Genomic DNA, 23,718 nt, shown 5'->3' with positions numbered 1-23,718 from the left:
CCCCCCTGAGCGGCTGCGCCGCTTCCCCCCGCTCTCGCTTCGCTGCGCTACGCGGGCAGGGGACGCAGCCCTCGCTGCGGGGCGGCCCTTGCTCGGCTGCCCTGGCCTCAGGTCGCGCCGGTTTCATGCAGTGTGGGCCCTGCAGCGCGATCAAGAACTGAAAGGATTTTTGGATGACATCTACGGTACTGGTCGAAGTACGCGGCAACGTGCAGATCATGACGCTGAGCAACCCCGAGGCGCGCAACGCCGCCACGCTGGAGATGGCCGAGGCCATGGCCGCCGCACTCGATGCGCTGGACAGCAACCCGGCGCTGCAGGTGGGCATCGTCACCGGCGCGGGCGGCACGTTCTGTGCGGGCATGGACCTCAAGGGCTTCCTGCAGGGCAAGCGCCCCACCATCCCCGGGCGGGGGTTTTGCGGCCTCACGCAAAAACCGCCGCGCAAGCCGCTGATCGCCGCCGTCGAGGGCTATGCGCTGGCCGGCGGCTTCGAGGTGGTGCTGGCCTGCGACCTGATCGTGGCCGCGCGCACGGCGAAGTTCGGACTGCCCGAGGTCAAGCGCGGCCTGGCGGCCTCCGGCGGCGGCCTGCTGCGCCTGCCCAAGCGGCTGCCCTACCACGTCGCCATGGAATGCATCCTCACGGGCGACATGTTCGGCGCCGAGCGCGCCCATGCCCACGGCCTGGTCAACCGCCTGGTCGAACCCGGCCAGGCGCTGGATGCAGCGCTGGAGCTGGCCCAGGCCGTGGCAGCCAACGGCCCGCTGGCGCTGATCGCCAGCAAGCGCGTGGCACAAGAGTCGGCCGACTGGACGCAGGCCGAGATGTTTGACCGCCAGGCCGTCATCACCACGCCGGTGTTCGCCTCGCTGGACGCACGCGAAGGCGCCGCAGCTTTTGCCGAGAAACGCGCGCCGACCTGGAAAGGCGTCTGATGCGAGGCTTGATGGCAAAAGAGGCGTTAACGCCCACCCATCAAGCGCAACAAGCTATCTAAAAAATAGCAAATAGACGGCTGCAATGCAGCCACAACCCAAGGAGAAAAACATGCAATTTCCTCATCGCCGCCACGCGCTGCGCCTGGCGGGCGCCAGCGCCCTGCTGGGTCTGGCAGCCCTGGCCACGTCGCAGCCCGCGCGGGCAGACACCGCCTGGCCCACGCGCCCCATCACCTTCGTCGTGCCCGGCGCGGCCGGTGGCACCACCGACACGCCCGCGCGCTTCATGGCGCAAAAGCTCGGCGAGCGGCTGGGCCAGTCCATCGTGGTGGACAACAAGCCCGGTGCGGGCGGCATGCTCGGCACCGGCCTGGTGGCGCGTGCCCAGCCCGACGGCTACACCGTGCTGGTGGGCAACACCGGCTCCAACGCCATCAACTACACCGCCTACCAGAAGCTCACCTACAAGGCCGAGGACTTCATCGCGTTGACCGACATGATCTCGTTCGCCAATGTGCTGGTCGTGCCGGCGAAGTCGCCCATCAAGAGCCTGAAGGACCTCGTCGCCGCAGCCAAGCGCGAGCCGGGCAAGCTGGCGTTTTCGTCGGCGGGCGTGGGCCAGACCACGCACCTGATGGGCGAGCTGCTGCGCCAGAGCGCGGGGGTTGATGTGGTCCATGTGCCTTACAAGGGCTCCGCGCCGGCCACCATGGCCATCGTGGGCGGCGAAACGCAGTTCATGTTCGACAACCTCACGGGCTCGCTGGGCCACATCAAGGACGGCAAGCTGCGCGCGCTGGCGGTGACCGGCGCCCAACGCGAGCCCGATCTACCCGATGTGCCCACCATGACCGAGCTGGGCATGAAGGATTTCGACAAAGTGGGCTGGATGGGCTTTTTCGTGCCCGCCAAGACGCCGCCGGACGTCGTGAAGAAGCTCACCGACAACCTGATCGCCGTGCTCAAGGACCCGGCCGTGGTCCAGCGTTACCGCGAACTGGGCGGCCGGCCCGGCGGCATGGCGAGCGAGCCGTTCGCGCAAATGGTGGAGCGTGACCGCCGGGACTGGGGCGAGCTGATCCGCAGCCAGAAACTGCAGCTCGACTGAGGTGAGGAACCCATGATCCGCTGAGTGAGGGGTGCCGCAGGCCTGGGCGCCCCCGGCGGGGCAACGCGGTATCCGGCCGCCCGTGAGGGCGCGACGAACCCCGCCATGCCCGCTCACGCCAACAACAGCCCCCTCTGAAAAGATCGTGACCAGGTCTCACACTTTCTGGACAAAAAGGAAACCCCCTTGACCGCACTGCACACCGGCGCCACTGTGGCCGAGACCTACCGCGCAGCCTTTGAACAGTTCCCGGATCGCGTGGCCCTGGTACTGCCGGATGGCAGCCACTGGACCTACGCCGGGCTGCAGCAGCGCGTGCACCGCATGGCGCGCGCACTGCAGGCGCTCGGCCTGCGGCACCAGGACGGCTTGGCCATCCTCACCGGTAACCGGCCCGAGGCGCTGGTGGTGCTGATCGCCTGCGCCTGGCTGGGCCTGCGCCAGACGGCGCTGCACCCGTTGGGCGCATTGGACGACCAGGCGTTTGTGCTGCAGGACGCCGGCATTGCCGCCCTGGTGGTCGATCCACGCTATGCCGAACGCGGCCAGGCGTTGCAGGAGAGGGGGCAGCAGGAGGGAACGCCGCTGCGCCATGTGCTCAGTCTGGGGCCTTCTGGTCTGGACGATGACCTGAGCGCCGCCAGCGCGGCGCACAGTGGCGCCGCGCTGCCCATCGCCTCCCGGCCCGAAGACATCTACCGCATCACCTACACCGGCGGCACCACCGGGCGCCCCAAGGGCGTCGTACACCGCCACCGCACCACGCTCACGATGACGCTGCAACAGCTGGCCGGTTGGGAATGGCCCGAGGAACTGCGCTTTCTCATTGCCACGCCGATCTCGCACGCCGGTGGCGCCATGGTGCTGCCCACGCTGCTGCGCGGCGGCACGCTGGTATTGCTGGACGGCTACCAGCCCGAGCGCTTTTTGCAGGCGGTGCAGCAACACCGCATCACCGCCACCTTTCTGGTGCCCACGCAGATCTACGGGCTGCTCGATCATCCTGGGCTGGACCACTGGGACCGCTCCAGCCTGCGCTATGTGCTGTACGGCGCATCGCCCATGGCACCGGCGCGGCTGGCCGAGGCCATCCAGCGCTTTGGCCCCCTCTTTGGCCAGCTGTATGGCCAGGCCGAAGCACCCATGACCATCAGCTACCTGCGCAAGGACGCGCACGACCTGGCCCGCCCCGAGCGGTTGCAGTCGTGCGGCCGGCCGCTGCCGGGCAACCAGGTGCGGCTGCTGGACCCGCAGGGGCAAGAGGTGGCCACAGGTGAAGTGGGAGAACTGTGCGTGCGCAGCCCGCTGGTGATGGAGGGTTACCTGAACCGCCCCGACGCCACGCAGGAAGCCTTTGCCGGAGGCTGGCTGCATACCGGCGACATGGCGCGCCGCGACGAGGGCGGCTACCTCTACCTGGTGGACCGCGCCAAGGACATGGTCATCACCGGAGGCTTCAACGTGTACTCCAGCGAGGTCGAGGCCTGCCTGGCGCTGCACCCTGCCGTTGCGCAATCGGCCGTGATCGGCATGCCTGATGCCAAATGGGGCGAGGCCGTGGTCGCCCTGGTGGTGCTCAAGCCCGGCGCCAGCGCCACGCCCCAGGCGCTGATGGACTTTGTGCATGCGCACAAAGGTGCGCTGCACACGCCCAAGCTGCTGCGGCTGGAGCCGCAGCTGCCCGTGACCCCGCTGGGCAAGATCGACAAGAAAGCCTTGCGCGCACGTTTCTGGGACGGGCAGGCGCGACAGGTGGGCTGAGAGGCTGAGAGTCTTTTGCCTATGCCCGCCTTGCACGCCAAATCACCCCTGCTCGTCGTTGCAAATGCGCGCCATAGCCCGAGCTATGGCTGTGCTTTGCGCCTCGATCAGCGGCGTTTTGACGCGCCTTTCGGGCACGGGCAAAAAACTCTCAGCCTCTGAGGCCCTGGTCACCTTCATCAAAGCTTTACCCCATCCGCAACCAGAAAAATGCCGTGGCGCCCGCTGCAAGAGGCGGCGCAGAAAGAACCTACCCATGTCTGAAACCCCTTCCTTTGCCGGCCGCCATGTCTTTGTTGCTGGGGCAGCAGCGGCATCAACCTGGGCATTGCCCAGGCATTTGCGCGCGCCGGTGCCCATGTCGCCGTGATGAGCCGTTCGCCCGACAAGGTGCAGCAGGCCGCCGAAGGCCTGCGCGCGCTGGGTGCCCAGGCGCTGGGCATTAGCGCCGACGTACGCGACCCCGCCGCGGTGGACGCGGCGCTGCGCCAGGCGCATGCGCAGTTTGGCGAAATCGACGTGCTGATCTCCGGCGCGGCGGGCAACTTCATCGCGCCCGCGGCCGATTTGTCGCCCAACGGCTTCAAGACGGTGATCGACATCGACCTGAACGGCAGCTTCCATGTGCTGCGCCTGGCCTACCCCTTGCTCAAGAAACCGGGCGCCAGCGTCATCAACATCTCGGCGCCGCAGGGCGTGAACCCCACCATGTACCAGGTGCATGCCTGCGCAGCCAAGGCCGGCATCGACATGATGACGCGCGTGCTGGCCATGGAGTGGGGCGAGGTGGGGGTGCGCGTGAACGCCATCGCCCCTGGCCCCATCGGCGACACCGAGGGCATGCGCCGGCTGGCACCCACGCCCGAGGCGCTGGCCAACGCGGTCGCCAGCGTGCCGCTGCAGCGCATGGGCACGCTCGAAGACATCGCCCACATGGCGCTGTTCCTGTCGTCGCCGCAGGCCGGCTATGTGACGGGCGCCGTCATCCCCGTGGACGGCGGCTCCTCGCTGCGCGGCGGGCGGGACATGCGCGCGTCCTACGTGCCAAGGGAGGCGGCATGAGCGCCGGCTACGAGCGCATTGCTTTCGCGGTACAGGACGGCGTGGCCGCGCTGACCTTGAGCAACCCCGCCAAGCGCAACGCCTTCGACCCCGCCATGCGCGTGGAGATGGCCGAGGTGGTGCGCCAGGTGCAGGCCGACCCCGCCATCCGCGCCCTGGTGCTGACCGGTGCTGGCACGCATTTCTGTTCTGGCGGGGACCTGGGCAACATCGCGGCCAGCGGCCTGGACAACGGCGGCTGGCGTCGGCGCCTGACCAGCCTGCACGACTGGCTCAAAGATTTGATGTTGCTGGACAAGCCGGTGGTCGCCGCCGTCGATGGTGCGGCCTATGGCGCCGGCTTCAGCCTGGCGCTGGCGGCGGATTTCATCATCGCCAGCACCCGCGCGCGCTTTGCCATGTCGTTCATCCGCGTGGGCGTGGTGCCGGACTGCGCGGCGTTCTACACCCTGCCGCGCATCGTTGGCGTGCAGCGTGCGCGCGAGCTCATGCTGTCGGGCCGTGAGGTCTCGGCGCAGGAGGCACTGCAACTGGGCATTGCCACCGAGCTGGTCGAGCCCGATGCGCTGCAGGCGCGCGCCCAGGCGATTGCGCGCAGCTTCGTGGGCGCGTCGCCGGTGGCGCTGAGCCTGATCAAGCGTTCACTCGCCCTGGCCGCGACCGACCTTCCCTCGCTGCTGGAGCAGGAGGCCAACGCCCAGGCCCTGGCCATGGGCACGACCGAGCACCGCGAGGCGGTGCGCTGCTTCCTGGAGAAAAGGCCCATGCCCTTCCAGTGGCCCCAGGCTTGAGGGCGCGTGCTGGCAATGAATCAGGCGAAAATCACCGGTTTTTCGAGGTCTATGTGAACGTGAACGCAGATCCGGACGGCAAATTGGTCAGCGCGCTGGTGCGTGGCGTTTCCATATTGCGCTGTTTTTCCAACAAGACCCAGGAACTCAGCGCCAAGGAACTGATGGACCTGACCGGCCTGCCCAAGCCCACGCTGTTTCGGTTGACCGAGACGCTGTGCGAGCTGGGCCTGTTGCGCTACTCGGAGCGGCTGTCCAAATACGTGCCCGGCCTGGGCCTGCTCAGCCTGTCCTCGCCGGTGCTCACGCGCCTGGCGCTGCGCCAGCTGGCCCGGCCGCAGATGCAAACGCTGGCCGACCTGACCGAGGGCCAGGTGCAGCTGGCTGTGGGCTTCCGGCGCGAACTGTGCCTGGTGGAGCAGGCCAACAGCCTGGGCAACCCCATCTTCCGGCCCGAGGTGGGCGTGCGCACCTCGCTGTCGCGCACCGCGTCGGGCCGCGCCTACCTCCTGGGCATGCCCGAGGAGGAACGCGAGGCCTACTTGCGCGACCTGCGCGCCGCGGACCCGCAACGCGCCGATTGGCTGGGCCATCGGCTCGACGACGCACGCCACGACCTGGCCGAGAACGGTTTTTGCCGCAGCCACGGTGACCTGCACCGCGAGCTGGAGTCGATCGCGGTGGCCATGTCCAAGCCGCAAGACGGTGAGCTGTGGGTGTTCGCGGTGACGCTGCCCGTCTACAGCCCTCTGTGCGGCAAGCTGGAGACCGAAGTCGGCCCGCGCCTGCGCACGCTGGTACGGTCGGTGGAGAGCGTGCTCGGGGCCTCAGGCCTGTCGTGACGCGCCCTCGCCAGCAACACACAACACAACCCAAGGAGACAGCGTGAAAGTTCTGGACAGCGTACGCGTGCTGGAGATTGGTGGCCTGGGGCCGGGTCCGTTTTGCGCCATGCACCTGGCCGACCTGGGGGCGGACGTGATCAGCGTGGTGCGCGAAACCAAAGGTCGCGAGACCACCGGCCCCCTGCTCAACCGCGGCAAGCGCTCGGTGTTCGCCGACCTCAAGACCGAGGAAGGCCGCCAGCTGGTGCTGGCCCTGGTGGCCGAGGCCGATGCGCTGATTGAGGGCATGCGCCCCGGCGTGATGGAGCGCCTGGGCCTGGGCCCCGACGAATGCCTGGCGCTCAACCCGCGCCTGGTGTACGGGCGCATGACCGGCTGGGGCCAGAGCGGGCCGCTGGCGCCGCGCGCCGGGCACGACACCAACTATGCCGCCGTCAGTGGCGCGCTGTGGGGCTGCAGCCCGGCCGACGCACGGCCCGTGTCGCCCTTTGCCGTGCTGGGCGACATCGGCGGCGGTGCCCTCTATCTGATGACAGGATTGCTGTCGGGCATCGTGCAGGCGCGCGCCATGGGCCGCGGCACGGTGGTGGATGCAGCCATCGTGGACGGCTCGGCCCACATGCTGAACCTGATGCTCAGCGCCCGCCAAAGCGGCCTGGTGGCCGATGTGCGCGGGCAGGGCATCCACGACAGCGCGCCGTTCTACGACACCTATGTCTGCGCCGATGGCCACCACATCACCATCGGCGCCCTGGAGCCGCAGTTCTACGCTTTGCTGCTCGATACCCTGGGCTTGACTGGGGATGCCGATTTCGTGAGCCCGCAATGGGACAAGGCCGCCTGGCCCGCGCGCCGGTCGCGACTGGCGACACTGTTTTTGGCCCAGCCGCGCGCACACTGGCAGGCGCTGCTGGAGCCCACTGATGCCTGCTTTGGCGCCGTGCTCACCCCCATGGAGGCGGCAGAGCACCCGCACATGCGTGCGCGTGGCGTGTACACCGAGCACCAGGGCGTGCTGCAGGCCGCGCCGGCACCGCGCTTCGATGGCGCGGCCTATGCGCCCGGGGACGCCTGCGCGCAGGGCGCGCACACGCAGGCAGTGATGGACGGGCTGAGCCAGGCCGGAGCGCAGGCCGTATGGCGGCAGCGCCCAGCGCCATAAGCATCTCTCGCCCGCTTCCTGCGACGGTGTGCCGTGCCCGAGGGCATTCAGCGTTGTTTCAACGGCGGCGAACACGCCGTCTTCACACCCGTTTTCTGGTCAGCTAGAGGGCCGCAAGGCGCTGCTGCGCCCGGGCGTGGCGCTGCAGGGTGTGCTGCGCCTGCGCCAGCACCGGCGCATCCACCATGCGGCCATCGAGCACGCAGACGCCGCCACCGGCCTGCTGCAGCGCCTGTTGCACCCGCAGCGCATGGGCCACCGCGGCTTCGTCGGGGTCGAAGGCGGCGTGCAGCACCGGAACCTGCGCCGGGTGGATGCACAGCTTGCCGCCAAAGCCCATGCGCCGCGCGCGCTCGGCGTCACGGGCCATGCGCTCGGGATTGCGCGTGTCCACCGTCACGCCGTCAATGGGTGCGGCCAGCCCTGCGCGGCGCGAGGCGAACACCAAGGCCACGCGCACGGGCAGCAGTTCTTCCTCGGTATCACCGCAGGCCATGCCGGCATCGACCTGGAAGTCCAGGTGCCCGAAGGCCAGGCGCGCCACCTGCGGCGCGGTGGCCAGGGCATCGGCTGCTGCCAGACCGGCCACGCTTTCCACCAGCGCCACCACGGCCGCCTGCGGCCCGGCGGCCCGGGCCACGGCCTGCAGCGTTTGCGCGTGCTCGGCCTTGGGCACCACGGCGCCAGCCAGGCCCTGCGCCGTGAGCTGTGCCAGGGCCTGCAGGTCAGCGGCAAACCAGGGCGAGCCCTCGCTGTTGATGCGCACCAGCAGGCGCGCACGCGCCGCGCCTTCCAGCGCGGCCACGACTTCGGCCAGGGCGTTGCGGGCGCGCTCCTTGTCGGCGGGCGCCACTGCGTCTTCCCAATCGGAGATCACCATGTCGGATCCGCTGGCCAGGGCTTTGGGTAGCCGCTCAGGCTGGGTGGCGGGAACGAACAGGAAGGAACAGGCGTTGCGCACAGGGTTGGTCATTGCAAAGAAGCTTTCAGGCGTATTCGGAGATCTCGATCAGGTTATGGTCCGGGTCGCGCACGTAGACCGAGAGGATGGGTCCGCGCGCGCCGGTGCGTTGCACCGGGCCGCATTCGATGGCAACGCCATGCTCTGCCAGGTGCTGCTGCACCTGCGCCAGCGGCACGGACGCGATGAAGCACAGGTCCAGCGCGCCCGGCGTGGGATGCAGGGCCTTGGGCTCGAACTCGCGCCCGTGGATATGCAGGTTGATCTTCTGGCCATTGAACACGAAGGCCTTGCGGCCTTCGCCAAAGGTCTGCAGCGTCATGCCAAGCACGGTGCAGTAAAAGTGCACGCAGTCTGCCTCCTTAGCGGTGGTCAGAACAAGGTGGTCTAGCCGGTCGATCATGGGTGGCCGTGGATTGCTTTGGGATAAGGCCCCGGCCTGCTGCGTGCAGGCCGGACGCGGGGCGCGGCTTACTCGGCGCTCACGCCAGCGGCCTTGATGACCTTGTCCCAGCGCGCCACCTCGGCCGCCAGGTGCTTGCGCAGGCCTTCGGGCGTGGCCTTGTCGGGCGTGACGAGATCGGAGCTCAGTTCAGCAATGCGCTTTTTCACGTTCTCGTCCTTGATGGCCACGTTCAGCGCCGTGTTGAGCTTGGCCATCACGTCCCTGGGCGTGCCCTTGGGGGCGTACATGCCGTGCCACACCTTCACGTCAAAGCCCTTGAGGCCCTGCTCATCGAGCGTGGGGATATTGGGCATGGACGACAGGCGCTGCGGTGTGGTCACGCCGAAAACCTTGACGCGCTTGCCGTCCTGGATCACGGGCGCGGTCTGCGTGGTCTGGTCGCACAGCAGGTCCACCTGCCCGCCCATCAGGTCATTCATGGCCGGGCCGGCGCCCTTGTAGGGCACGGTGGTCAGCTTCACGCCCAGCTGGTGCATGAACAGCATGCCGCACAGCTGCGACACGGCGCCAATGCCCGCGTTGGCGAGCGAGACCTTGTCCTGGTTCTTCTTGACGTAGTCCTGCAGCTCCTGGAAGTTGTTGGCAGGGAAGTCCTTGCGCGACAGCAACGTCATGGGCACGTCCAGCACCTGGCCGATGTACTCGAAGTCCTTGAGCGGGTCATAGGGCAGCTTCTTGTAGAGCGCCGGGGCCGTGGCCATGCCCATGTGATGGATCATGATGGTGTAGCCGTCGGGCTTGGAGCGTGCGATGCGCGCGGGCGCCAGCGTGCCGCCCGCGCCCACCGTGTTTTCCACCACCACCGTCTGGCCCAGCGACTGGCCCATGGGCACAGCCAGCAGGCGAGCCACCACGTCGGTGGGGCCGCCTGCGCTGTAGGGGACGACCAGGGTGACGGTCTTTTCGGGCCAGGTGTTGGCCAGGGCGTTGCCACCCAGGGCCAGCGCGGCGCAGGCGGCAGCGATGGAGCCTGTGATGGTGCGGCGGGAAATGGGCGTAAAGCGTGCGGTCATGTGTTGTCTCCTTGGGGTTGTTGTCAACGGGGCTTTGTCTGCGCCCCTGTCGGGTCATGGGCCGCGGCGATTGCCGTGCCCGGTGATCAGCCCAGCAGGCGTTCCGTGCGGGGCCACTCCTGCACCCGCCACAGTCGCTGCACGGCGGCCTCGGCCTGCGCGGCAGGCACCGCGCCGCCATAGGCTGCCAGGCGCAATGCCTTGGCGGTGATTTCCTCGCGCGACAGCGTGTTGCCGGGGTCGCCCTTGGGCTCGTCCACCCGGCCGTGCAGGGTGCGGCCGTCGGTCGTCTGCACGGTAACCTTGCCGATCCAGCGCTGCGGGTAAGCGGCGTCGACCTCGGCGTCCAGCACCATGCGCACTTTCTCGCGCAGGGCCACGGTGTCTGGGGCCAGGAACTGCGCGTCAAATTCGGTCAAACCCGCATGGCCAAAGCGTGCGGCCAATGCCAGCACCGTGCCCATGGAGAACTTGGACTGGTGCACCGTGGCGGGCGAGACCACCGGGCCCAGCACGTCGATGGCGCCCTGGTGCACAAGGCAGGTCACCTGCGCAATGTCGGCGGGCTGCAGGCCGTGCTGCTGCATCACTTGCAGCAGCGCATCCGCAGCGGGGTGGGTATGGCGGCAGGAGGCGTGCCATTTGAAGCTGGTCTCGGCTGTAGCCCAGCGCGTGCCGATGCCGTCAGTGAGTTTGGCGGGGTTGGCATCACTGCTCATGCCGGCGGCCAGGCCCTGGGGGCCGGTGAAAATGTCCTGCGCGCCGGTGAAGCCGTCCTTGGCCAGGTACGCGGCCATCAGCCCCGCTGAGGCGGCGTGCGCGGTGTGCAGCTGCTTGCTGTCGGCGGCAGTGCGCAAAAACTCCCACAACCCCGCCGACTGCGTGCCGGCCGAGCCAAAGGCGTGCTGCATCTGCGCAGGCGTCAGCTCGAGCAGGCGACCCACGGCGGCAGCGGCGGCCAGCGTGCCGGCCGTGGCTGTGGTGTGGAAGATTTTGTAGTGGCTGCGGCCCAGAAACTCGCCCACGCGGATGCCGACCTCGTAGCCGGCCACGCAGGCCGCCATGAGCTGCGCGCCGCTGGCGCCGATGGCTTGTGCAACGGCCAGCGCGGGCGGGAAGACCACGGCCGCCGGGTGGAACACCGAACCGTTGTGCACGTCGTCCTGTTCGGCCACATGCGCGGCGGCGGCGTTGGCCAGCGCAGCCATCATGGGTGAGGTGGTGGCGCTGCCGCCAATGACTTCGCTGGGACCCGCGGCCGGGCCCTGCGACAGCGCAAAGCGCGTGATGCTGGCCACCGGCCGCGCACGGCAGCCGGCCAGCACCGAGCCGAACCAGTCCACCCACAGGTCTTCGGTGCGGCGCTGCACGGGTGCGGGCACATCGCTCCATTGCAGCGTGGCGGCAAACTGCGCCAGGGGGTGGATGGTGGCTTGGGTTTCTTGCTTCATTTTTGGCTCCAGTGCAGACGGGATAAGCGCTGCCAGCTATGGTTTTTGATATAGAGGCTGAGAGTTTTTCGGCCGTGACCGAAAGGTGCGTCAAAACGCATCGGATCTAGGCGCAAAACGCAGCCATAGCTCGGGCTATGGCGAGTATTTGCAACGACGAGCCGTTGTGTTTTGGCGGGCAAGGCGGGCATGGATGAAAGACTCTCAGCCTCTTAGATGGGTTGCTGCGCCTGCAGTGCGTCGATCTGCTCGGCACTCCAGCCCAGCGCGGCCAGGATGGCGACGTTGTGCTGGCCCACCGCGGGCACGGCGTCCATGCGGTAGTCGAACGCGCTGTTCACACCGGGCGGCAGCAGCGCGGGCACTTCGCCCGCCGGCGTGCCCACGGTGCGCCAGCGCTGGCGCGCCTGCAATTGCGGGTGCGCCCACAGGTCGGCCATGTCGTTGACACGCGCGTTGGCAATGCCAGCGGCATCGAGGCGTTCGACCACCTGGGCGGCGGTGAGGTCGGCGAAGACACCGAGGATCAGCGCCTGCAGCGCGGCGCGGTTCGCATTGCGCTGGGCGTTGGAACAGAAGCGGGGGTCCGTCGCCACCTCGGGGCGCTGCAGCACGGCGTCGCAAAAGATTTTCCACTCGCGCTCGTTTTGCAGGCCCAGCATCACCGTGGCCCCATCACCAGCCGCAAACGGCCCGTAGGGGTAGATGCTGGCGTGCGATGCGCCGGTGCGTGGCGGCGGTGGCGCGCCTTCGTAGGCGTAGTACATCGGGTAACCCATCCACTCGCCCATGGCCTCGAGCATGGACACGTCGATATGGCTGCCCTCGCCTGTCTTGCCGCGCAGCAGCAGGGCCGACAGGATATTGGTGTAGGCATACATGCCCGCGGCAATGTCGGCCACCGAGATGCCGGATTTGGAGGGTGTTTCGGGCGTGCCCGTCACGGAAAGGAAGCCCGCCTCGCTCTGGATCAGCAGGTCATAGGCCTTCTTGTCGCGATACGGCCCGTCGGCGCCATAGCCGCTGATGTCGCAGACGATCAGGCGCGGGTTGTGGCTTTTAAGCGCCTCGTACGACAGGCCCATGCGCGCGGCGGCGCCGGGTGCGAGGTTCTGCACCAGCACGTCGGCGGTCTTGAGCAGCTGCAGCAGCGCGGCCTGGGCCTGTGGCTGCTTCACGTCGAGCGCCAGGCTTTCCTTGTTGCGGTTGAGCCAGGTGAAGTGCGAGGACTGGCCCTTCACCCGCTGGTCGTAGCCGCGCGCGAAGTCGCCGCTGCCGGGGCGCTCCACCTTGATGACGCGCGCGCCCAGGTCGGCCAGCTGGCGCGTGCAGAACGGCGCTGCCACCGCATGTTCGAGCGAAACGACGGTGATGCCGTCGAGGGGCCTGAGAGTTTGCTTTGTCATCTTAGTGTTCCATGGCACTTCGCACCACCCGCAGCGCATGCAACTGGCACAACCCAACCCCAGGGACACCGAGGAAGGGCCGCCCCGCACCGAGGGTGTCGTCCCCCTCCCGCGAAGCGAGAGAGGGGGAAGGCGCGCAGCGACTCAGGGGGTGCTTCATTTCAGAAAGAACGCGGCAGGCCCAGGATGTGCTCGGCCACGTAGCTGTAGATCATGTTGGTCGAGATCGGCGCCACCTGGTACAGGCGGGTTTCGCGGAATTTGCGCTCGATGTCGTATTCGCAGGCAAAGCCGAAGCCGCCGTGCGTCTGCATGCACACGTTGGCCGCTTCCCACGACGCCTTGGCGGCCAGGTACTTGGCCATGTTGGCCTCGGCACCAGCGTTCTGGTGGGCGTCGATCTTCTCGCAGGCTTTCCAGCGCATCAGGTTGGCGGCTTCCAGCTCGATGAAGGCATCGGCAATCGGGAACTGCACGCCCTGGTTCTGGCCGATGGGGCGGTTGAACACCACGCGCTCCTTGGCGTACTTGGTGGCGCGGTCGATGAACCAGTAGCCATCGCCAATGCACTCGGCGGCAATCAAGGTGCGCTCGGCATTCAAGCCGTCCAGCAAGGTCTTGAAGCCTTTGCCTTCTTCGCCCAGCAGCGCGTCCTCGGGGATTTCGAGGTTGTCAAAGAACAGCTCGTTGGTCTCGTGGTTGACCATATTCAGGATGGGCCGCACCGTGAGGCCGTTGCCAATCGCCGTCTTCAGGTCAATGAGAAAGCACGACAGGCCGTCGGAGCGCTTCTTCACCTGATCGGCGGGCGTGGTGCGCGCCAGCAAAATCATCAAATCGCTGTGCTGGATGCGCGAGATCCAGACCTTTTGCCCGTTGATGACCCAGCGGCCATCCTTCTTCACGGCCGTGGTCTTGAGCTTGGTGGTGTCACTGCCGGTGGTGGGCTCGGTCACGCCCATGGACTGGATGCGCAATTCGCCCGAGGCGATCTTGGGCAGGTATTTCTGCTTTTGCGCCTCGCTGCCGCTGCGCACGATGGCGTTCATCACGTACATCTGGCCATGGCAGGCGCCGGAGTTGCCGCCGCTGCGGTTGATTTCTTCCATGATGACCGAGGCCTCGGCCATGGTCAGGCCCGAGCCGCCGTATTCCTGCGGGATCAACGCGGCCATCCAGCCGGCCTTGGTCAGGGCATCGACAAACTCCTCGGGGTAGCCGCGGGCCTCATCGACTTTGCGGAAATATTCATCGGGGAACTGGGCACAGAGGGCGCGCACGGCGTCGCGGATTTCCTGGTACTGGTCGGGCTGGTGGATCATGGTGATGGGGGTATCGATAGAAAAGAAGGAATCGGTGGCTTCAGCGGTTCAAAACAACCCGGCCGTGCCTTGCATGGTCAGCCAACCCTCGTGGTCCTGGGCCCACAGCTCGATGGTCTTGCCGTCGGCGGATGGCTTGCCGTGCACGCTGAACGGGTGCAGGTCAAACGTGGGACGCACGGCGCGGAAGTCGAAGCTCGCTACCTGCGCACCTGGCAACTCGCGGCGCAGCAGATCCAGCAGCAGCGTGGCGATCAGCGGGCCGTGCACGATCAGGCCGGGGTAGCCCTCGACCTCGGTCACGTACTTGCGGTCGTAGTGGATGCGGTGGCCGTTGAAGGTGAGCGCCGAGTAGCGGAACAGCAGCACGTCGTCGGGCACGATGGTGCGTGACCAGGAGGCCTGGCCGTCCAGTGGCGGCTTTTGCGGCGCGGGCGCGGGCTCGCCCGGCTGGGCGGCCGAGCGGTAGACGATGTCGTGCTCTTCGGTCAGCGCCAGGCCCTGCGCGTTGCGGTACTGGTGCTCCACCAGCACGAACAGCAGCTCGCCCGAGCGCCCTGCCTTGTGCTTGACGGACTGGATGGTCGACTGGCGCTGCACCTGCTGGCCCACCTGCAGCGGGTTGGCGGCCTCCCAGCGCAGGCGCCCGCCCGCCCACATGCGGCGCGGCAGCGGCACGGGCGGCAGAAAGCCCCCGCGCTTGGGGTGGCCGTCGGGGCCGATCTCGCTCTGGCGCGCATGCGGCAGGAAGTACATCCAGTGCCACAGCGGCGGCACGGCGGTGCCGAGGGCGGGCACCGGGTCGTCCCGGTCGAGCGTGGCCGACATGGCGACCACGGGCGTGGCCGTGAGGGTGTCGTTCAGGGTTTCGCTCTGGCCCTGCCAGGTCTGCAGGTGCGCCAGCAGGGCGTTGTCAATGGTGGGTTCTGTCATGGTCGCCATCGTGCGGTCTGGCGGGCGCCGGTGCAATCCGCGTTTGTGGAAGCGTGTCTTCGGCGCCCATGAAGCCCCCGCCCTGTCGCGGCTGCTTTCATGCGGCAAAAGCCTGCCCTAGCGATTGCCGAATAGCGCACCGGGGCCTTTGCGTTCATGCTCGCAGCCATTGATTTCCATATCGCTAACGAAGGACGACGAACATGACGCAAAAGATGGTGCAGGACAAGGTAGTGGTGGTGACGGGGGCTGGCGGCGGCATCGGGCGCGACATGGCGCTGGCCCTGGCGGCGGCCGGCGCCAAGGTGGTGGTCAATGACATCGGCACCTCCACCACGGGCGAGGGCACGGACGCCGGCCCCGCGCAGAAGGTCGTCGACGAGATCAAGGCCGCCGGCGGCCAGGCCGTGGCCAACATGGACAGCGTGGCCGAGTCTGCTGCCGCCGGCCGGATCATCCAGTGCGCGCTGGACCACTTCGGCCGCATCGACGGCGTGGTCAACAACGCGGGCATTCTGCGCGACCGCTTCTTCCACAAGATGAGCCTGGACGAGTGGGACGCCGTGATCAAGGTGCACCTGTACGGCAGCTACTTCATGGCGCGGGCCGCCGCCAACCACTTCAAGGAACAGGAAAGCGGTGCCTTCGTGCACATGACCTCGACCTCGGGGCTGATCGGCAACCTGGGCCAGGCCAACTACAGCGCCGCCAAGCTGGGCCTGACGGCACTGTCCAAGAGCATTGCGCTGGACATGCAGAAGTTCAACGTGCGCTCCAACTGCATCGCGCCGTTTGCCTGGAGCCGCATGATCGGCTCCATCCCCACCGACACGCCAGAGCAGCAGGCGCGCGTGGCCAAGATCCAGCAGATGACGCCCAACAAGATCGCGCCGCTGGCCGTGTACCTGCTGTCCGACCAGGCCAAGGATGTGAACGCCCAGGTTTTTGCCGTGCGCAACAACGAGATCTTCCTGATGAGCCAGCCGCGCCCCCTGCGCTCGGTGCACCGCAGCGAGGGCTGGACGCCCGAGTTCATCGCCGAGCATGGCATGCCGGCGCTCAAGGCTTCGTTCGTGCCGATGGACCGCTCGGCCGACGTGTTCAGCTGGGATCCGGTGTAAATAAAGACAACCCCCCTGAGGCGCTGCGCGCCTTCCCCCTTCTCTCGCATCGCTGCGCGCTGCGGGAAGGGGGACGCAGCCCTCGCTGCGGGGCGGCCCTTGCTCGGCTGCCTTGGCTTGGGTAGCGCCAGATGCATGGGGCGCTGGCGATTCACACGTTACGGACGACTGAGATGGCTATTGATTACCACCACCTGAAAAACCGGGCCTTCGCGCCCGTGCAACAGCACTACACCGAGCGCGACACCATGCTGTACGCGCTCAGCCTGGGGCTGGGCAATGACCCGCTGGATGCCGCCGCCCTGCCCTTCGTCTACGAAGGCCTGGAGGGCGGCCTGCGCGCCCTGCCTACGCAGGCCGTGGTGCTGGGCTACCCCGGTTTCTGGGCGCGCGAACCCGACACGGGTATCGACTGGGTCAAGCTCATGCACGGCGAGCAACGCGTGCGCTGGCACCAGCCGCTGCCCGCCAGCGGCGCCGTGGTGGGCAAGAACCGCGTCACGCACCTGATCGACAAGGGCGAGGGCAAGGGCGCCATCCTGGTCATGGAGCGGCAGCTGGAGAGTGCTACCGGCGAATTGCTGGCCACGCTGCAGCAGGTGACCTTCTTGCGCGGCGACGGCGGCTACAGCCAGCTGCGCGGCGGCCAGCCCAGCGATGCACCGCTGCCCGCGCTGCAGCCCACGCCCGAAGACCGCGCGCCCGATTTCACCGACACCCAGTCCACCCGCCCCGAGGCCGCGCTGCTGTACCGCCTGATGGGCGACTTCAACCCGCTGCACGCCGACCCGGCGGTGGCAGCCAAGGCGGGCTTCGAGCGCCCCATCCTGCACGGGCTGGCCAGCTACGGGCTGGTGGCCCACGCGGTGCTGCGCCAGTGCGGCGCAGGCAACCCCGCGCGGCTCAAGGCACTGGACATCCGCTTCGCCGCGCCGGTGTATCCCGGCGAAACGCTGGTTACCGAGATCTGGCGCGTGCCAGGTCAGCCGCGGCAACTGCAGCTGCGCGCGCGCGTGGCCGAGCGCGACAAGGTGGTGCTGAGCCACGGCTACGCCGAGTTGGCTTGAGCTATCAAAAAGTGAGCTGCTCGCGCTTGATAGACAAGCGATACAGCCCATTCTGATCAGAAGAATCTGGAGAAAACCATGAGCGCAGCCCCCGTGTTGACCTCCGTGCAGGATGGCATCGGCACCATCACCCTGAACCGCCCCGAGGCGCGCAACGCGCTCAGCATGGACATGCGCCCGGCCCTGGCCGCCGCGATTGCGCAGATGCGTGACGACGCGCAGGTGCATGCCGTCATCCTCACCGGCGCGGGCGGTGCCTTCTGCTCGGGCGGCGACATCTCGGCCATGCTCGACACCAGCCGCACAGGCCTGACGTTCCGCACCGGCATGCGCGAGCTGCACCAGTGGTTCCCCGAGCTGGTGAACCTGGAAAAGCCCGTGATCGCCGCCGTGGACGGCCCGGCCTTTGGCGCCGGCCTGAGCCTGGCGCTGGCGGCCGACTTTGTGCTGGCCACGCGCCGCGCCAAGTTCTGCGCGGTGTTCGGCCGCATCGGCCTGGTGCCCGACCTGGGCGCCCTGCACCTGCTGCCGCGCATCGTGGGCCAGCAAAAGGCCAAGGAGCTGGTCTTCACCGCGCGCACGATCGATGCCCAAGAGGCCAGGCAGCTCGGCATGGTCTACGACATCGTCGAGGACGGGGCCGCCCTGACCGAGGCCGCGCTGGCCCTGGCGCTGCGCTTTGGCCAGGCGTCCACGGCCGCCATCGGCATGGCCAAGACCATCATGAACCAGTCTTTCGAGAGCGATGCGCGCACCATCGCCGAGCTGGAGTCCTACGCCCAGGCCATGTGCCGCGGCTCGGCCTACCACCAGGACGCGGTGCAGCGTTTCAAGGCGAAGCAGCCGCTGCGCTTTGACTGGGAAAAACTGTGAGGCATCCCCCTGAGGCGCTGCGCGCCTCCATGCAACCGCCAGAGTCGGTAGCCCTTCGGGGACGTCCAAGCCTGCGCAGGCAGGCGTGGAGCCGCGCCCCTCAGCCCCTTCTCTCGCATCGCTGCGCGCTGCGGGAAGAGGGACGCCGCCCGTGCGGCGGGGCGGCCCTTACACGGCGGCCCTCGCCTGGGCTGCGCCCGTTTCATGCGCTGCAGCCGAGTAAGCAGCATTCGGAAACATGGACATGAGCCTCTTGGCCGACCGACTGCAAGACCTGATCCGCCCCGGCGACACCCTGTGGTGGGGCCAGGCCACGGCCGAGCCGCTCACGCTCACGCGGGCGCTGGTGGAGCATCGCCATGCGCTGGCGCAGGGCGGGCGGCTGCGGGTGTTCGTGGGCATTGGCGCATCGGACACGCTGCAGCCCGAGCAGGCCGACACCCTCGACTTCTTCGGCTATGCCGCGGGCGGGCCGCACCGCCATCTGGCCGATGCGGGTGTGCTCGACATCCTGCCCAGCCACTACTCGCACCTGCCGGGCCTGATCCGCGCGGGCGTGCTGCCGGCCGACGTGGTGCTGCTGCAGGTCTCGCCGCCCGATGCGCAGGGCCGCTACAGCCTGGGCCTGGCGCAGGAATACCTGCCCGCCGCGATCGATCGCGCGCGCGTGGTGATTGGCGAGGTCAACCCCGCCATTCCCTGGACACACGGCGGCGTGCACCTGCAGGCCGGCGACTTTGCGCTGCTCATCGACGCGGAACACCCGCCGCTGGAGCAAAGCCGCGCCGCCCCGGCCCGGTGGAGCAGGCCATCGCGGCCCATGTCGCTGCGCTGATCGAGGACGGCGCCACGCTGCAACTGGGCATCGGCAACCTGCCCGAGGCCGTGCTGGCCGCGCTGCACAAGCACCGCGACCTGGGCCTGCACAGCGGTGCGGTGGGCGACGGCATCGCCGCCTTGGCCGAGGCCGGCGTGCTGACCAACGCGAGAAAGAGCCTGGACACCGGCGTGGGCATTGGCGGCATCCTGATGGGTAGCGAGAAAGTGCGCCGCTGGGCGCACCGCAATCCGAACCTCGAACTGCGCGGCACCGACTACACCCACGACCCCGAGGTGCTGGCCGCCAGCCACAAGCTCGCCGCCATCAACGCGGCCATCGAGGTGGACCTGACCGGCCAGATCAACGCCGAGGTGGCCGCCGGCTGCTACGTGGGCGCCGTGGGCGGCGCGGTGGACTTCCTGCGCGGCGCGGCCCGCAGCCGCGGCGGCCTGCCCATCGTGGCGCTACCCGCCACCGCCAAGGGCAAGACCCGCATCGTCGCCCAGCTGTCGGGCCCGGTCAGTACGCCGCGCAGCGACGCGGGCCTGATCGTCACCGAGCATGGCGTGGCCGACCTGCGCGGCCAGACACTGTCGCGCCGCGTGCGCCGGCTGATCGACATTGCCGCCCCCGAACACCGCGAGGACCTGGAGCGCCAGGCCCACGAAACGCTGCGCCGCTGTGGCGCAGCGTTTAATCAAAAATGATAGCTATTAGCGCTTTCTGGATAAGCGCTTGAAGCCTTTTTTATTCAAATTTCAAAGGAGAAACACCATGCGCAGAGCCGCCATCGTCACCCCTGTTCGTACCCCCGTCGGCACCTTCGGCGGCAGCCTGAGGCCCGTGCCCGTGGAGGAGCTGGCAGCCACCACGGTGCGCGCCGTGGTCGAGCGCAGCGGCATCGACCCCGCGCGCATCGACGACGTGGTCATGGCCCAGTCCTACGCCAACAGCGAGGTGCCTTGCGTGGGCCGCTGGGCCGCGCTGCAGGCGGGTTTGCCGGTGTCGGTGCCGGGCATGCAGCTCGATAGGCGCTGCGGCGGCGGCCTGCAGGCCATCGTCACGGCCGCGATGATGGTGCAAAGCGGCGCCGCCGATGTGGTGATTGCCGGCGGCGTGGAGAGCATGAGCAACATCGAGTACTACAGCACCGACATGCGCTGGGGCGCGCGCTCGGGCAACGTGCGCTTTTTTGACCGCCTGGAGCGCGGCCGCGAGCGCTCGCAGCCGGTGGAGCGCTTCGGCAAGATCTCGGGAATGATCGAGACGGCAGAGAACCTGGCGCGCGACTACGGCATCACGCGCGAGGAGGCCGATGCCTACGCCGTGCGCAGCCACCAGCGCACGGCGGCCGCCTGGGCCTCGGGGCGCTTCAACGATGAAATCGTCCCCGTGCAGGTACCCCACCGCAAGGGCGACCCGGTTGTTTTCAGCAAGGACGAAGGCTTTCGCGCCGATGTGACGGCCGAGAGCCTGGGCAAGCTGCGCGTGCTGATGCCCAACGGCACCGTCACTGCCGGCAACGCCAGCCAGCAAAACGATGCCAGCGCTGCCTGCCTGATCGTTGCCGAGGACAAACTGGCCGAACTGGGTCTGACGCCCATGGCCACCCTGGTGGGCTGGGCGGCGGCGGGCTGCGAACCCTCGCACATGGGCATCGGCCCGGTGCCGGCCGTCAAAAAGCTGCTGGCGCGGCTGAACCTCAAGATCGACGACATGGACCTGGTGGAGCTTAACGAGGCCTTCGCCTGCCAGGTGCTGTCCGTGCTCAAGGGCTGGGAATGGCAGGACCAGGATGCCATCGCGCACAAGCTCAACGTCAACGGCTCAGGCATCTCGCTGGGCCACCCCATCGGCGCCACCGGCGTGCGCATCCTGGCCACGCTGCTGCACGAACTGCAGCGCCGCAAGGGCCGCTACGGGCTGGAGACGATGTGCATTGGCGGCGGCCAGGGCATTGCGGCGGTGTTCGAACGGGCGTAACACACCCTGACGCCTAACGGCGGACAAACCCTGACTTTGGCAAAAGCAGATTCCCACGGCGCGGGTTGAAGTTCACCATCGCTGTCCACGAGATCTATCGGAGACAAACCATGCATTCTTCCCACCGCCGCCTTGCCATTGCCGCCCTGGCTCTGGCGCCCCTCGCCTTGGCCATGTTCCCCGCCGCTGCCCAGGACACGCAGCCCGTGCGCCTCATCGTCGGCTATGCCGCGGGCGGCCCCGTGGACCAGGGCGCTCGCCTGTTTGGTCAGGCGCTGTCCAAGGAGCTGGGCGTGCCGGTCATGGTGGAAAACAAGACCGGCGCCAATGCCACCATTGCCGGCAGCGAAGTGGTGCGCGCCAAGCCCGATGGCCTGACGCTGTGGTTTGCCGCCAGCCCCACCATCACCATCAGCCCCAACGTGATGACCAAGATGCCGTTCGACCCGGCCAAGGACCTGGCGCCGGTGGCGCCCATCCTGAGCTACTACAACGTGCTGGTCGTCAACAACAACGAACCCTACAAGAACGTGCGCGAGCTTGTGGCCCATGCCAAGGCCAACCCCGGCAAGCTGGCCTACGGTTCGGCCGGCGTGGGCGGTTCCAACCACCTGGGTGCGCTGCTGTTTGCCAATCGCAGCGGCATCGAGATGAACCACATCCCCTACAAGGGCAACGCACCGGCAATGACGGATGTGATCGGCGGCCAGCTCAACATGATGCTGGACATCATCAGCACCGCCAGCACCTACATCCACAGCGGCAAGGTGCGCGCCCTGGCCGTCACCTCGCCGCAGCGCAATGCCTCGCTGCCCGACGTGCCCACCTTCGCCGAGTCGGGCATCGAGGGCCTCAAGGGCTTTGACGTGGGCGGCTGGTACGGCGTCTTCGGCCCCAAGGGCCTGCCGCCCGAGCTGGTGGCCAAGCTCAACAAGGCCGTCAATGCGGCCCTGGCCCAGCCCGATCTGAAAAAACGCTACAAGGAACTGGGCTACGACGAATGGACGGGCAGCCCCCAGAAGCTGGCCGAGCGCGCCGCCAAGGAGCGCGCCATGTGGGCCACGGTGACCCAGGGCATCGTGGTGGATTGAGCCCGGCTTCATGTCCGAACGCATCCACCACCTGCTGGACCGCTGGCTGGCCGAGGCACCGCAGCAGCCCTTCATTCACCTGCCAGATGGCCACACCCTGAGCTTTGCCGACCTGGGCGCGCTTACCGACACGGCCGAGGCCGAGCTGCGTGCGCTCGACGTGCGCCCCGGCGATCGCGTGCTGGTCGTGGCCGAGAACTGCCCCGAGCACGCCGCGCTGATCCTGGCCTGCAGCCGGGTGGGCGCCTGGTCCTGCGGCGTGAACGCGCGCATGGCGCCCGCCGAGATCGACAGCTTCGCCGCCAAGGCCGATGCGCGCGTGGTGTTCTTCACGGCCGCGGCATCCCGCAGCGCGGCTACGCACGCACAGCGCTTTGCGGCGGTGGACTCGGCCCTGCCCGGCATGCAGCACAGCCCCGTGCGTGCAGATGCGCAGCCCGAGTCCGGCCCGCTGCGCGACGCGGTGGCGGCGCTGATCTTCACCTCCGGCACCACCGGCGAACCCAAGGGCGTGATGCTCACGCACGACGCGCTGATCCACTTTGCGCGCGTGTCCGGCGCTTCCCGCGCGCTGGGCCCGCAGGACCGCAGCTATGCCTTCGTGCCCATGACCCACATCTTCGGGCTGGGCACGGTGCTGATCAGCTCGCTGCTGGCCGGCGCCCAGCTGGTGATGCGCCCGCAGTTCGATTCTGACGACCTGCTCGATGCGCTGGCCCGCCACGGCGTGTCGCAGCTGCAGGGGCCGCCCGCGCTGTTCTCGCGCCTGCTGGCCCATCTGCAGGAGCGCGGCATCCAGCGGCCCGACGCGCCGGCGCTGCGTTATCTCTACACCGGTGCCGGCCCACTGGACCTGGCATTGAAGCAACGCGTGGAGGCGGCCTTCGGCCAGACGCTGCACCACGGCTACGGTTTGTCGGAATACGCGGGCTCGGTGCACCTCACGCGCCTGGGCGAGCAGCGACCCGACACCAGCGCCGGCTACGCCGTGGCCGAGGCCGAGGTGCAAGTCACCGACCCGGCCACGGGTGAGCCGCTGCCGCTGGGCGAGCGCGGCGAGCTGTGGATCCGCGGGCGGGGCCTGATGCCAGGCTATTTCAGTGACCCGGCGGCGACCAACGCGGTGATGCGCGAAGGCGGCTGGTACGCCAGCGGCGATCTCGGAGAGATGCATGCCGACGGCGCGCTGTTCGTCGTGGAGCGCCTGAAGGAAATGATCATCCGCTCGGGCTTCAACGTCTATCCGGCCGAGGTGGAGACGGCGCTCAACGCGCATCCGAGCGTCCAGCGCTCGGCCGTGGTAGGCCGCACCGTGGACGATGGCAACGAGGAGATCGTGGCCTTCGTCGAGATGCGCCCCGGTGCCACGCTGGACGCCGACGCCATGCAGGCCCACCTGCGCAATCTGCTCGCGCCCTACAAACGCCCTTCGCACATCGTTGCCCTGCACGAACTGCCCACCAATACCAACGGCAAGGTGCTCAAGCGCACGTTGAAAGATCAGGCCCTGACCCTGACCACCTGAACCACAGGAGACAAAC

19 protein-coding genes and 2 pseudogenes are annotated in these 23,718 nt (G+C 68.1%); 14 read left to right on the top strand and 7 right to left on the bottom strand.

All coding sequences use genetic code 11. From position 1 onward, the window contains the following. Nucleotides 1–173: 173 nt before the first annotated feature. The 7 genes and pseudogenes from CBP34_RS00680 (at nt 174) to CBP34_RS00650 (ending at nt 7,670) form a co-directional block, all read left to right on the top strand. Entirely contained in the window at nt 174–938 is a 765-nt protein-coding gene (locus CBP34_RS00680) for a crotonase/enoyl-CoA hydratase family protein (RefSeq protein WP_094097001.1), read from the top strand. A gap of 112 nt (nt 939–1,050) precedes the next feature. Beyond that, nucleotides 1,051–2,049: a Bug family tripartite tricarboxylate transporter substrate binding protein gene (locus tag CBP34_RS00675; RefSeq protein ID WP_094098993.1), complete on the top strand. Its 999-nt coding sequence runs from the start codon at nt 1,051–1,053 to the stop codon at nt 2,047–2,049. Between the two features lie 186 nt (nt 2,050–2,235). Beyond that, nucleotides 2,236–3,810, top strand: coding sequence for an AMP-binding protein (locus CBP34_RS00670; protein ID WP_094097000.1), 1,575 nt, complete (start codon nt 2,236–2,238; stop codon nt 3,808–3,810). A gap of 256 nt (nt 3,811–4,066) precedes the next feature. Next, a pseudogene (locus CBP34_RS00665) lies at nt 4,067–4,872 on the top strand (SDR family oxidoreductase). Beyond that, entirely contained in the window at nt 4,869–5,663 is a 795-nt protein-coding gene (locus CBP34_RS00660) for an enoyl-CoA hydratase/isomerase family protein (protein WP_094096999.1), read from the top strand. The pseudogene CBP34_RS00665 and the gene CBP34_RS00660 overlap by 4 nt, the downstream one beginning before the upstream one ends. Before the next feature lie 53 nt (nt 5,664–5,716). Next, on the top strand, nt 5,717–6,505 hold the full coding sequence (locus tag CBP34_RS00655; RefSeq protein WP_418134698.1) for an IclR family transcriptional regulator: 789 nt from the start codon (nt 5,717–5,719) through the stop codon (nt 6,503–6,505). 43 nt (nt 6,506–6,548) lie between these two features. Next, nucleotides 6,549–7,670, top strand: a complete 1,122-nt coding sequence (locus CBP34_RS00650) for a CaiB/BaiF CoA transferase family protein (RefSeq protein ID WP_094096998.1) — start codon at nt 6,549–6,551, stop codon at nt 7,668–7,670. A 103-nt stretch (nt 7,671–7,773) separates the two neighbouring features. Here CBP34_RS00650 and CBP34_RS00645 read toward each other — a convergent pair whose 3' ends face one another. The 7 genes from CBP34_RS00645 to CBP34_RS00615 form a co-directional block, all read right to left on the bottom strand. After that, nucleotides 7,774–8,643, bottom strand: coding sequence for an HpcH/HpaI aldolase/citrate lyase family protein (locus CBP34_RS00645; RefSeq protein WP_094096997.1), 870 nt, complete (start codon nt 8,641–8,643; stop codon nt 7,774–7,776). A gap of 13 nt (nt 8,644–8,656) precedes the next feature. Next, the gene (locus CBP34_RS00640; protein WP_094096996.1) at nt 8,657–9,034 is read right to left on the bottom strand and encodes a VOC family protein; all 378 of its coding nucleotides are present in this window, start codon (nt 9,032–9,034) and stop codon (nt 8,657–8,659) included. A 68-nt stretch (nt 9,035–9,102) separates the two neighbouring features. Continuing rightward, nucleotides 9,103–10,110 (bottom strand): tripartite tricarboxylate transporter substrate binding protein BugD, encoded by a 1,008-nt coding sequence (locus CBP34_RS00635; protein WP_094096995.1) that lies wholly within the window; start codon nt 10,108–10,110, stop codon nt 9,103–9,105. An 86-nt stretch (nt 10,111–10,196) separates the two neighbouring features. Continuing rightward, nucleotides 10,197–11,561, bottom strand: coding sequence for an MmgE/PrpD family protein (locus CBP34_RS00630; protein ID WP_094096994.1), 1,365 nt, complete (start codon nt 11,559–11,561; stop codon nt 10,197–10,199). Between the two features lie 212 nt (nt 11,562–11,773). Continuing rightward, nucleotides 11,774–12,967 (bottom strand): CaiB/BaiF CoA transferase family protein, encoded by a 1,194-nt coding sequence (locus tag CBP34_RS00625; protein ID WP_094096993.1) that lies wholly within the window; start codon nt 12,965–12,967, stop codon nt 11,774–11,776. A 161-nt stretch (nt 12,968–13,128) separates the two neighbouring features. Further along, the gene (locus CBP34_RS00620) at nt 13,129–14,289 is read right to left on the bottom strand and encodes an acyl-CoA dehydrogenase family protein (protein ID WP_162290896.1); all 1,161 of its coding nucleotides are present in this window, start codon (nt 14,287–14,289) and stop codon (nt 13,129–13,131) included. Between the two features lie 48 nt (nt 14,290–14,337). Further along, nucleotides 14,338–15,231 carry an HTD2 family dehydratase gene (locus CBP34_RS00615; protein WP_094096991.1) on the bottom strand — a complete coding sequence of 298 codons (894 nt, stop codon included), beginning with the start codon at nt 15,229–15,231 and terminating at the stop codon, nt 14,338–14,340. Nucleotides 15,232–15,425: 194 nt separating this feature from the next. Between CBP34_RS00615 and CBP34_RS00610 the strand changes: the two genes are divergently transcribed. The 7 genes and pseudogenes from CBP34_RS00610 to CBP34_RS00580 all read left to right on the top strand — a co-directional run bounded on the left by CBP34_RS00610 (nt 15,426) and on the right by CBP34_RS00580 (nt 23,702). After that, a complete protein-coding gene (locus CBP34_RS00610) occupies nt 15,426–16,343 on the top strand; it encodes an SDR family NAD(P)-dependent oxidoreductase (protein WP_086910946.1) in 918 nt (305 codons plus the stop codon). A gap of 173 nt (nt 16,344–16,516) precedes the next feature. Further along, nucleotides 16,517–17,410: a MaoC/PaaZ C-terminal domain-containing protein gene (locus tag CBP34_RS00605; RefSeq protein ID WP_094096990.1), complete on the top strand. Its 894-nt coding sequence runs from the start codon at nt 16,517–16,519 to the stop codon at nt 17,408–17,410. Between the two features lie 78 nt (nt 17,411–17,488). Continuing rightward, on the top strand, nt 17,489–18,283 hold the full coding sequence (locus CBP34_RS00600) for an enoyl-CoA hydratase/isomerase family protein (protein ID WP_094096989.1): 795 nt from the start codon (nt 17,489–17,491) through the stop codon (nt 18,281–18,283). Nucleotides 18,284–18,521: 238 nt separating this feature from the next. Next, nucleotides 18,522–19,810 (top strand): annotated as a pseudogene (locus CBP34_RS00595) (acetyl-CoA hydrolase/transferase family protein). A gap of 67 nt (nt 19,811–19,877) precedes the next feature. Further along, nucleotides 19,878–21,086 (top strand): acetyl-CoA C-acetyltransferase, encoded by a 1,209-nt coding sequence (locus CBP34_RS00590; protein ID WP_094096988.1) that lies wholly within the window; start codon nt 19,878–19,880, stop codon nt 21,084–21,086. A gap of 110 nt (nt 21,087–21,196) precedes the next feature. Next, complete coding sequence (locus tag CBP34_RS00585) at nt 21,197–22,177, top strand: Bug family tripartite tricarboxylate transporter substrate binding protein (protein WP_094098991.1); 981 nt, start codon at nt 21,197–21,199, stop codon at nt 22,175–22,177. 10 nt (nt 22,178–22,187) lie between these two features. Further along, nucleotides 22,188–23,702 carry a class I adenylate-forming enzyme family protein gene (locus CBP34_RS00580; protein ID WP_094096987.1) on the top strand — a complete coding sequence of 505 codons (1,515 nt, stop codon included), beginning with the start codon at nt 22,188–22,190 and terminating at the stop codon, nt 23,700–23,702. Nucleotides 23,703–23,718: the final 16 nt, after the last annotated feature.

Source organism: Acidovorax carolinensis (assembly GCF_002157145.1).
Lineage (GTDB): Bacteria > Pseudomonadota > Gammaproteobacteria > Burkholderiales > Burkholderiaceae_C > Acidovorax > Acidovorax carolinensis.
The sequence above is the reverse complement of the archived record's forward strand: the minus strand, read 5'-3'. Positions and strand labels throughout refer to the sequence as shown.

Coding starts and splice junctions, on each gene's coding strand:
- CBP34_RS00610 (WP_086910946.1), top strand. CDS start 15,426: ATGACGCAAAAGATGGTGCAGGACAAGGTAGTGGTGGTGACGGGGGCT.
- CBP34_RS00645 (WP_094096997.1), bottom strand. CDS start 8,643: ATGACCAACCCTGTGCGCAACGCCTGTTCCTTCCTGTTCGTTCCCGCC.
- CBP34_RS00620 (WP_162290896.1), bottom strand. CDS start 14,289: ATGATCCACCAGCCCGACCAGTACCAGGAAATCCGCGACGCCGTGCGC.
- CBP34_RS00625 (WP_094096993.1), bottom strand. CDS start 12,967: ATGACAAAGCAAACTCTCAGGCCCCTCGACGGCATCACCGTCGTTTCG.
- CBP34_RS00660 (WP_094096999.1), top strand. CDS start 4,869: ATGAGCGCCGGCTACGAGCGCATTGCTTTCGCGGTACAGGACGGCGTG.
- CBP34_RS00605 (WP_094096990.1), top strand. CDS start 16,517: ATGGCTATTGATTACCACCACCTGAAAAACCGGGCCTTCGCGCCCGTG.
- CBP34_RS00680 (WP_094097001.1), top strand. CDS start 174: ATGACATCTACGGTACTGGTCGAAGTACGCGGCAACGTGCAGATCATG.
- CBP34_RS00630 (WP_094096994.1), bottom strand. CDS start 11,561: ATGAAGCAAGAAACCCAAGCCACCATCCACCCCCTGGCGCAGTTTGCC.
- CBP34_RS00675 (WP_094098993.1), top strand. CDS start 1,051: ATGCAATTTCCTCATCGCCGCCACGCGCTGCGCCTGGCGGGCGCCAGC.
- CBP34_RS00640 (WP_094096996.1), bottom strand. CDS start 9,034: ATGATCGACCGGCTAGACCACCTTGTTCTGACCACCGCTAAGGAGGCA.
- CBP34_RS00580 (WP_094096987.1), top strand. CDS start 22,188: ATGTCCGAACGCATCCACCACCTGCTGGACCGCTGGCTGGCCGAGGCA.
- CBP34_RS00585 (WP_094098991.1), top strand. CDS start 21,197: ATGCATTCTTCCCACCGCCGCCTTGCCATTGCCGCCCTGGCTCTGGCG.
- CBP34_RS00590 (WP_094096988.1), top strand. CDS start 19,878: ATGCGCAGAGCCGCCATCGTCACCCCTGTTCGTACCCCCGTCGGCACC.
- CBP34_RS00615 (WP_094096991.1), bottom strand. CDS start 15,231: ATGGCGACCATGACAGAACCCACCATTGACAACGCCCTGCTGGCGCAC.
- CBP34_RS00635 (WP_094096995.1), bottom strand. CDS start 10,110: ATGACCGCACGCTTTACGCCCATTTCCCGCCGCACCATCACAGGCTCC.
- CBP34_RS00600 (WP_094096989.1), top strand. CDS start 17,489: ATGAGCGCAGCCCCCGTGTTGACCTCCGTGCAGGATGGCATCGGCACC.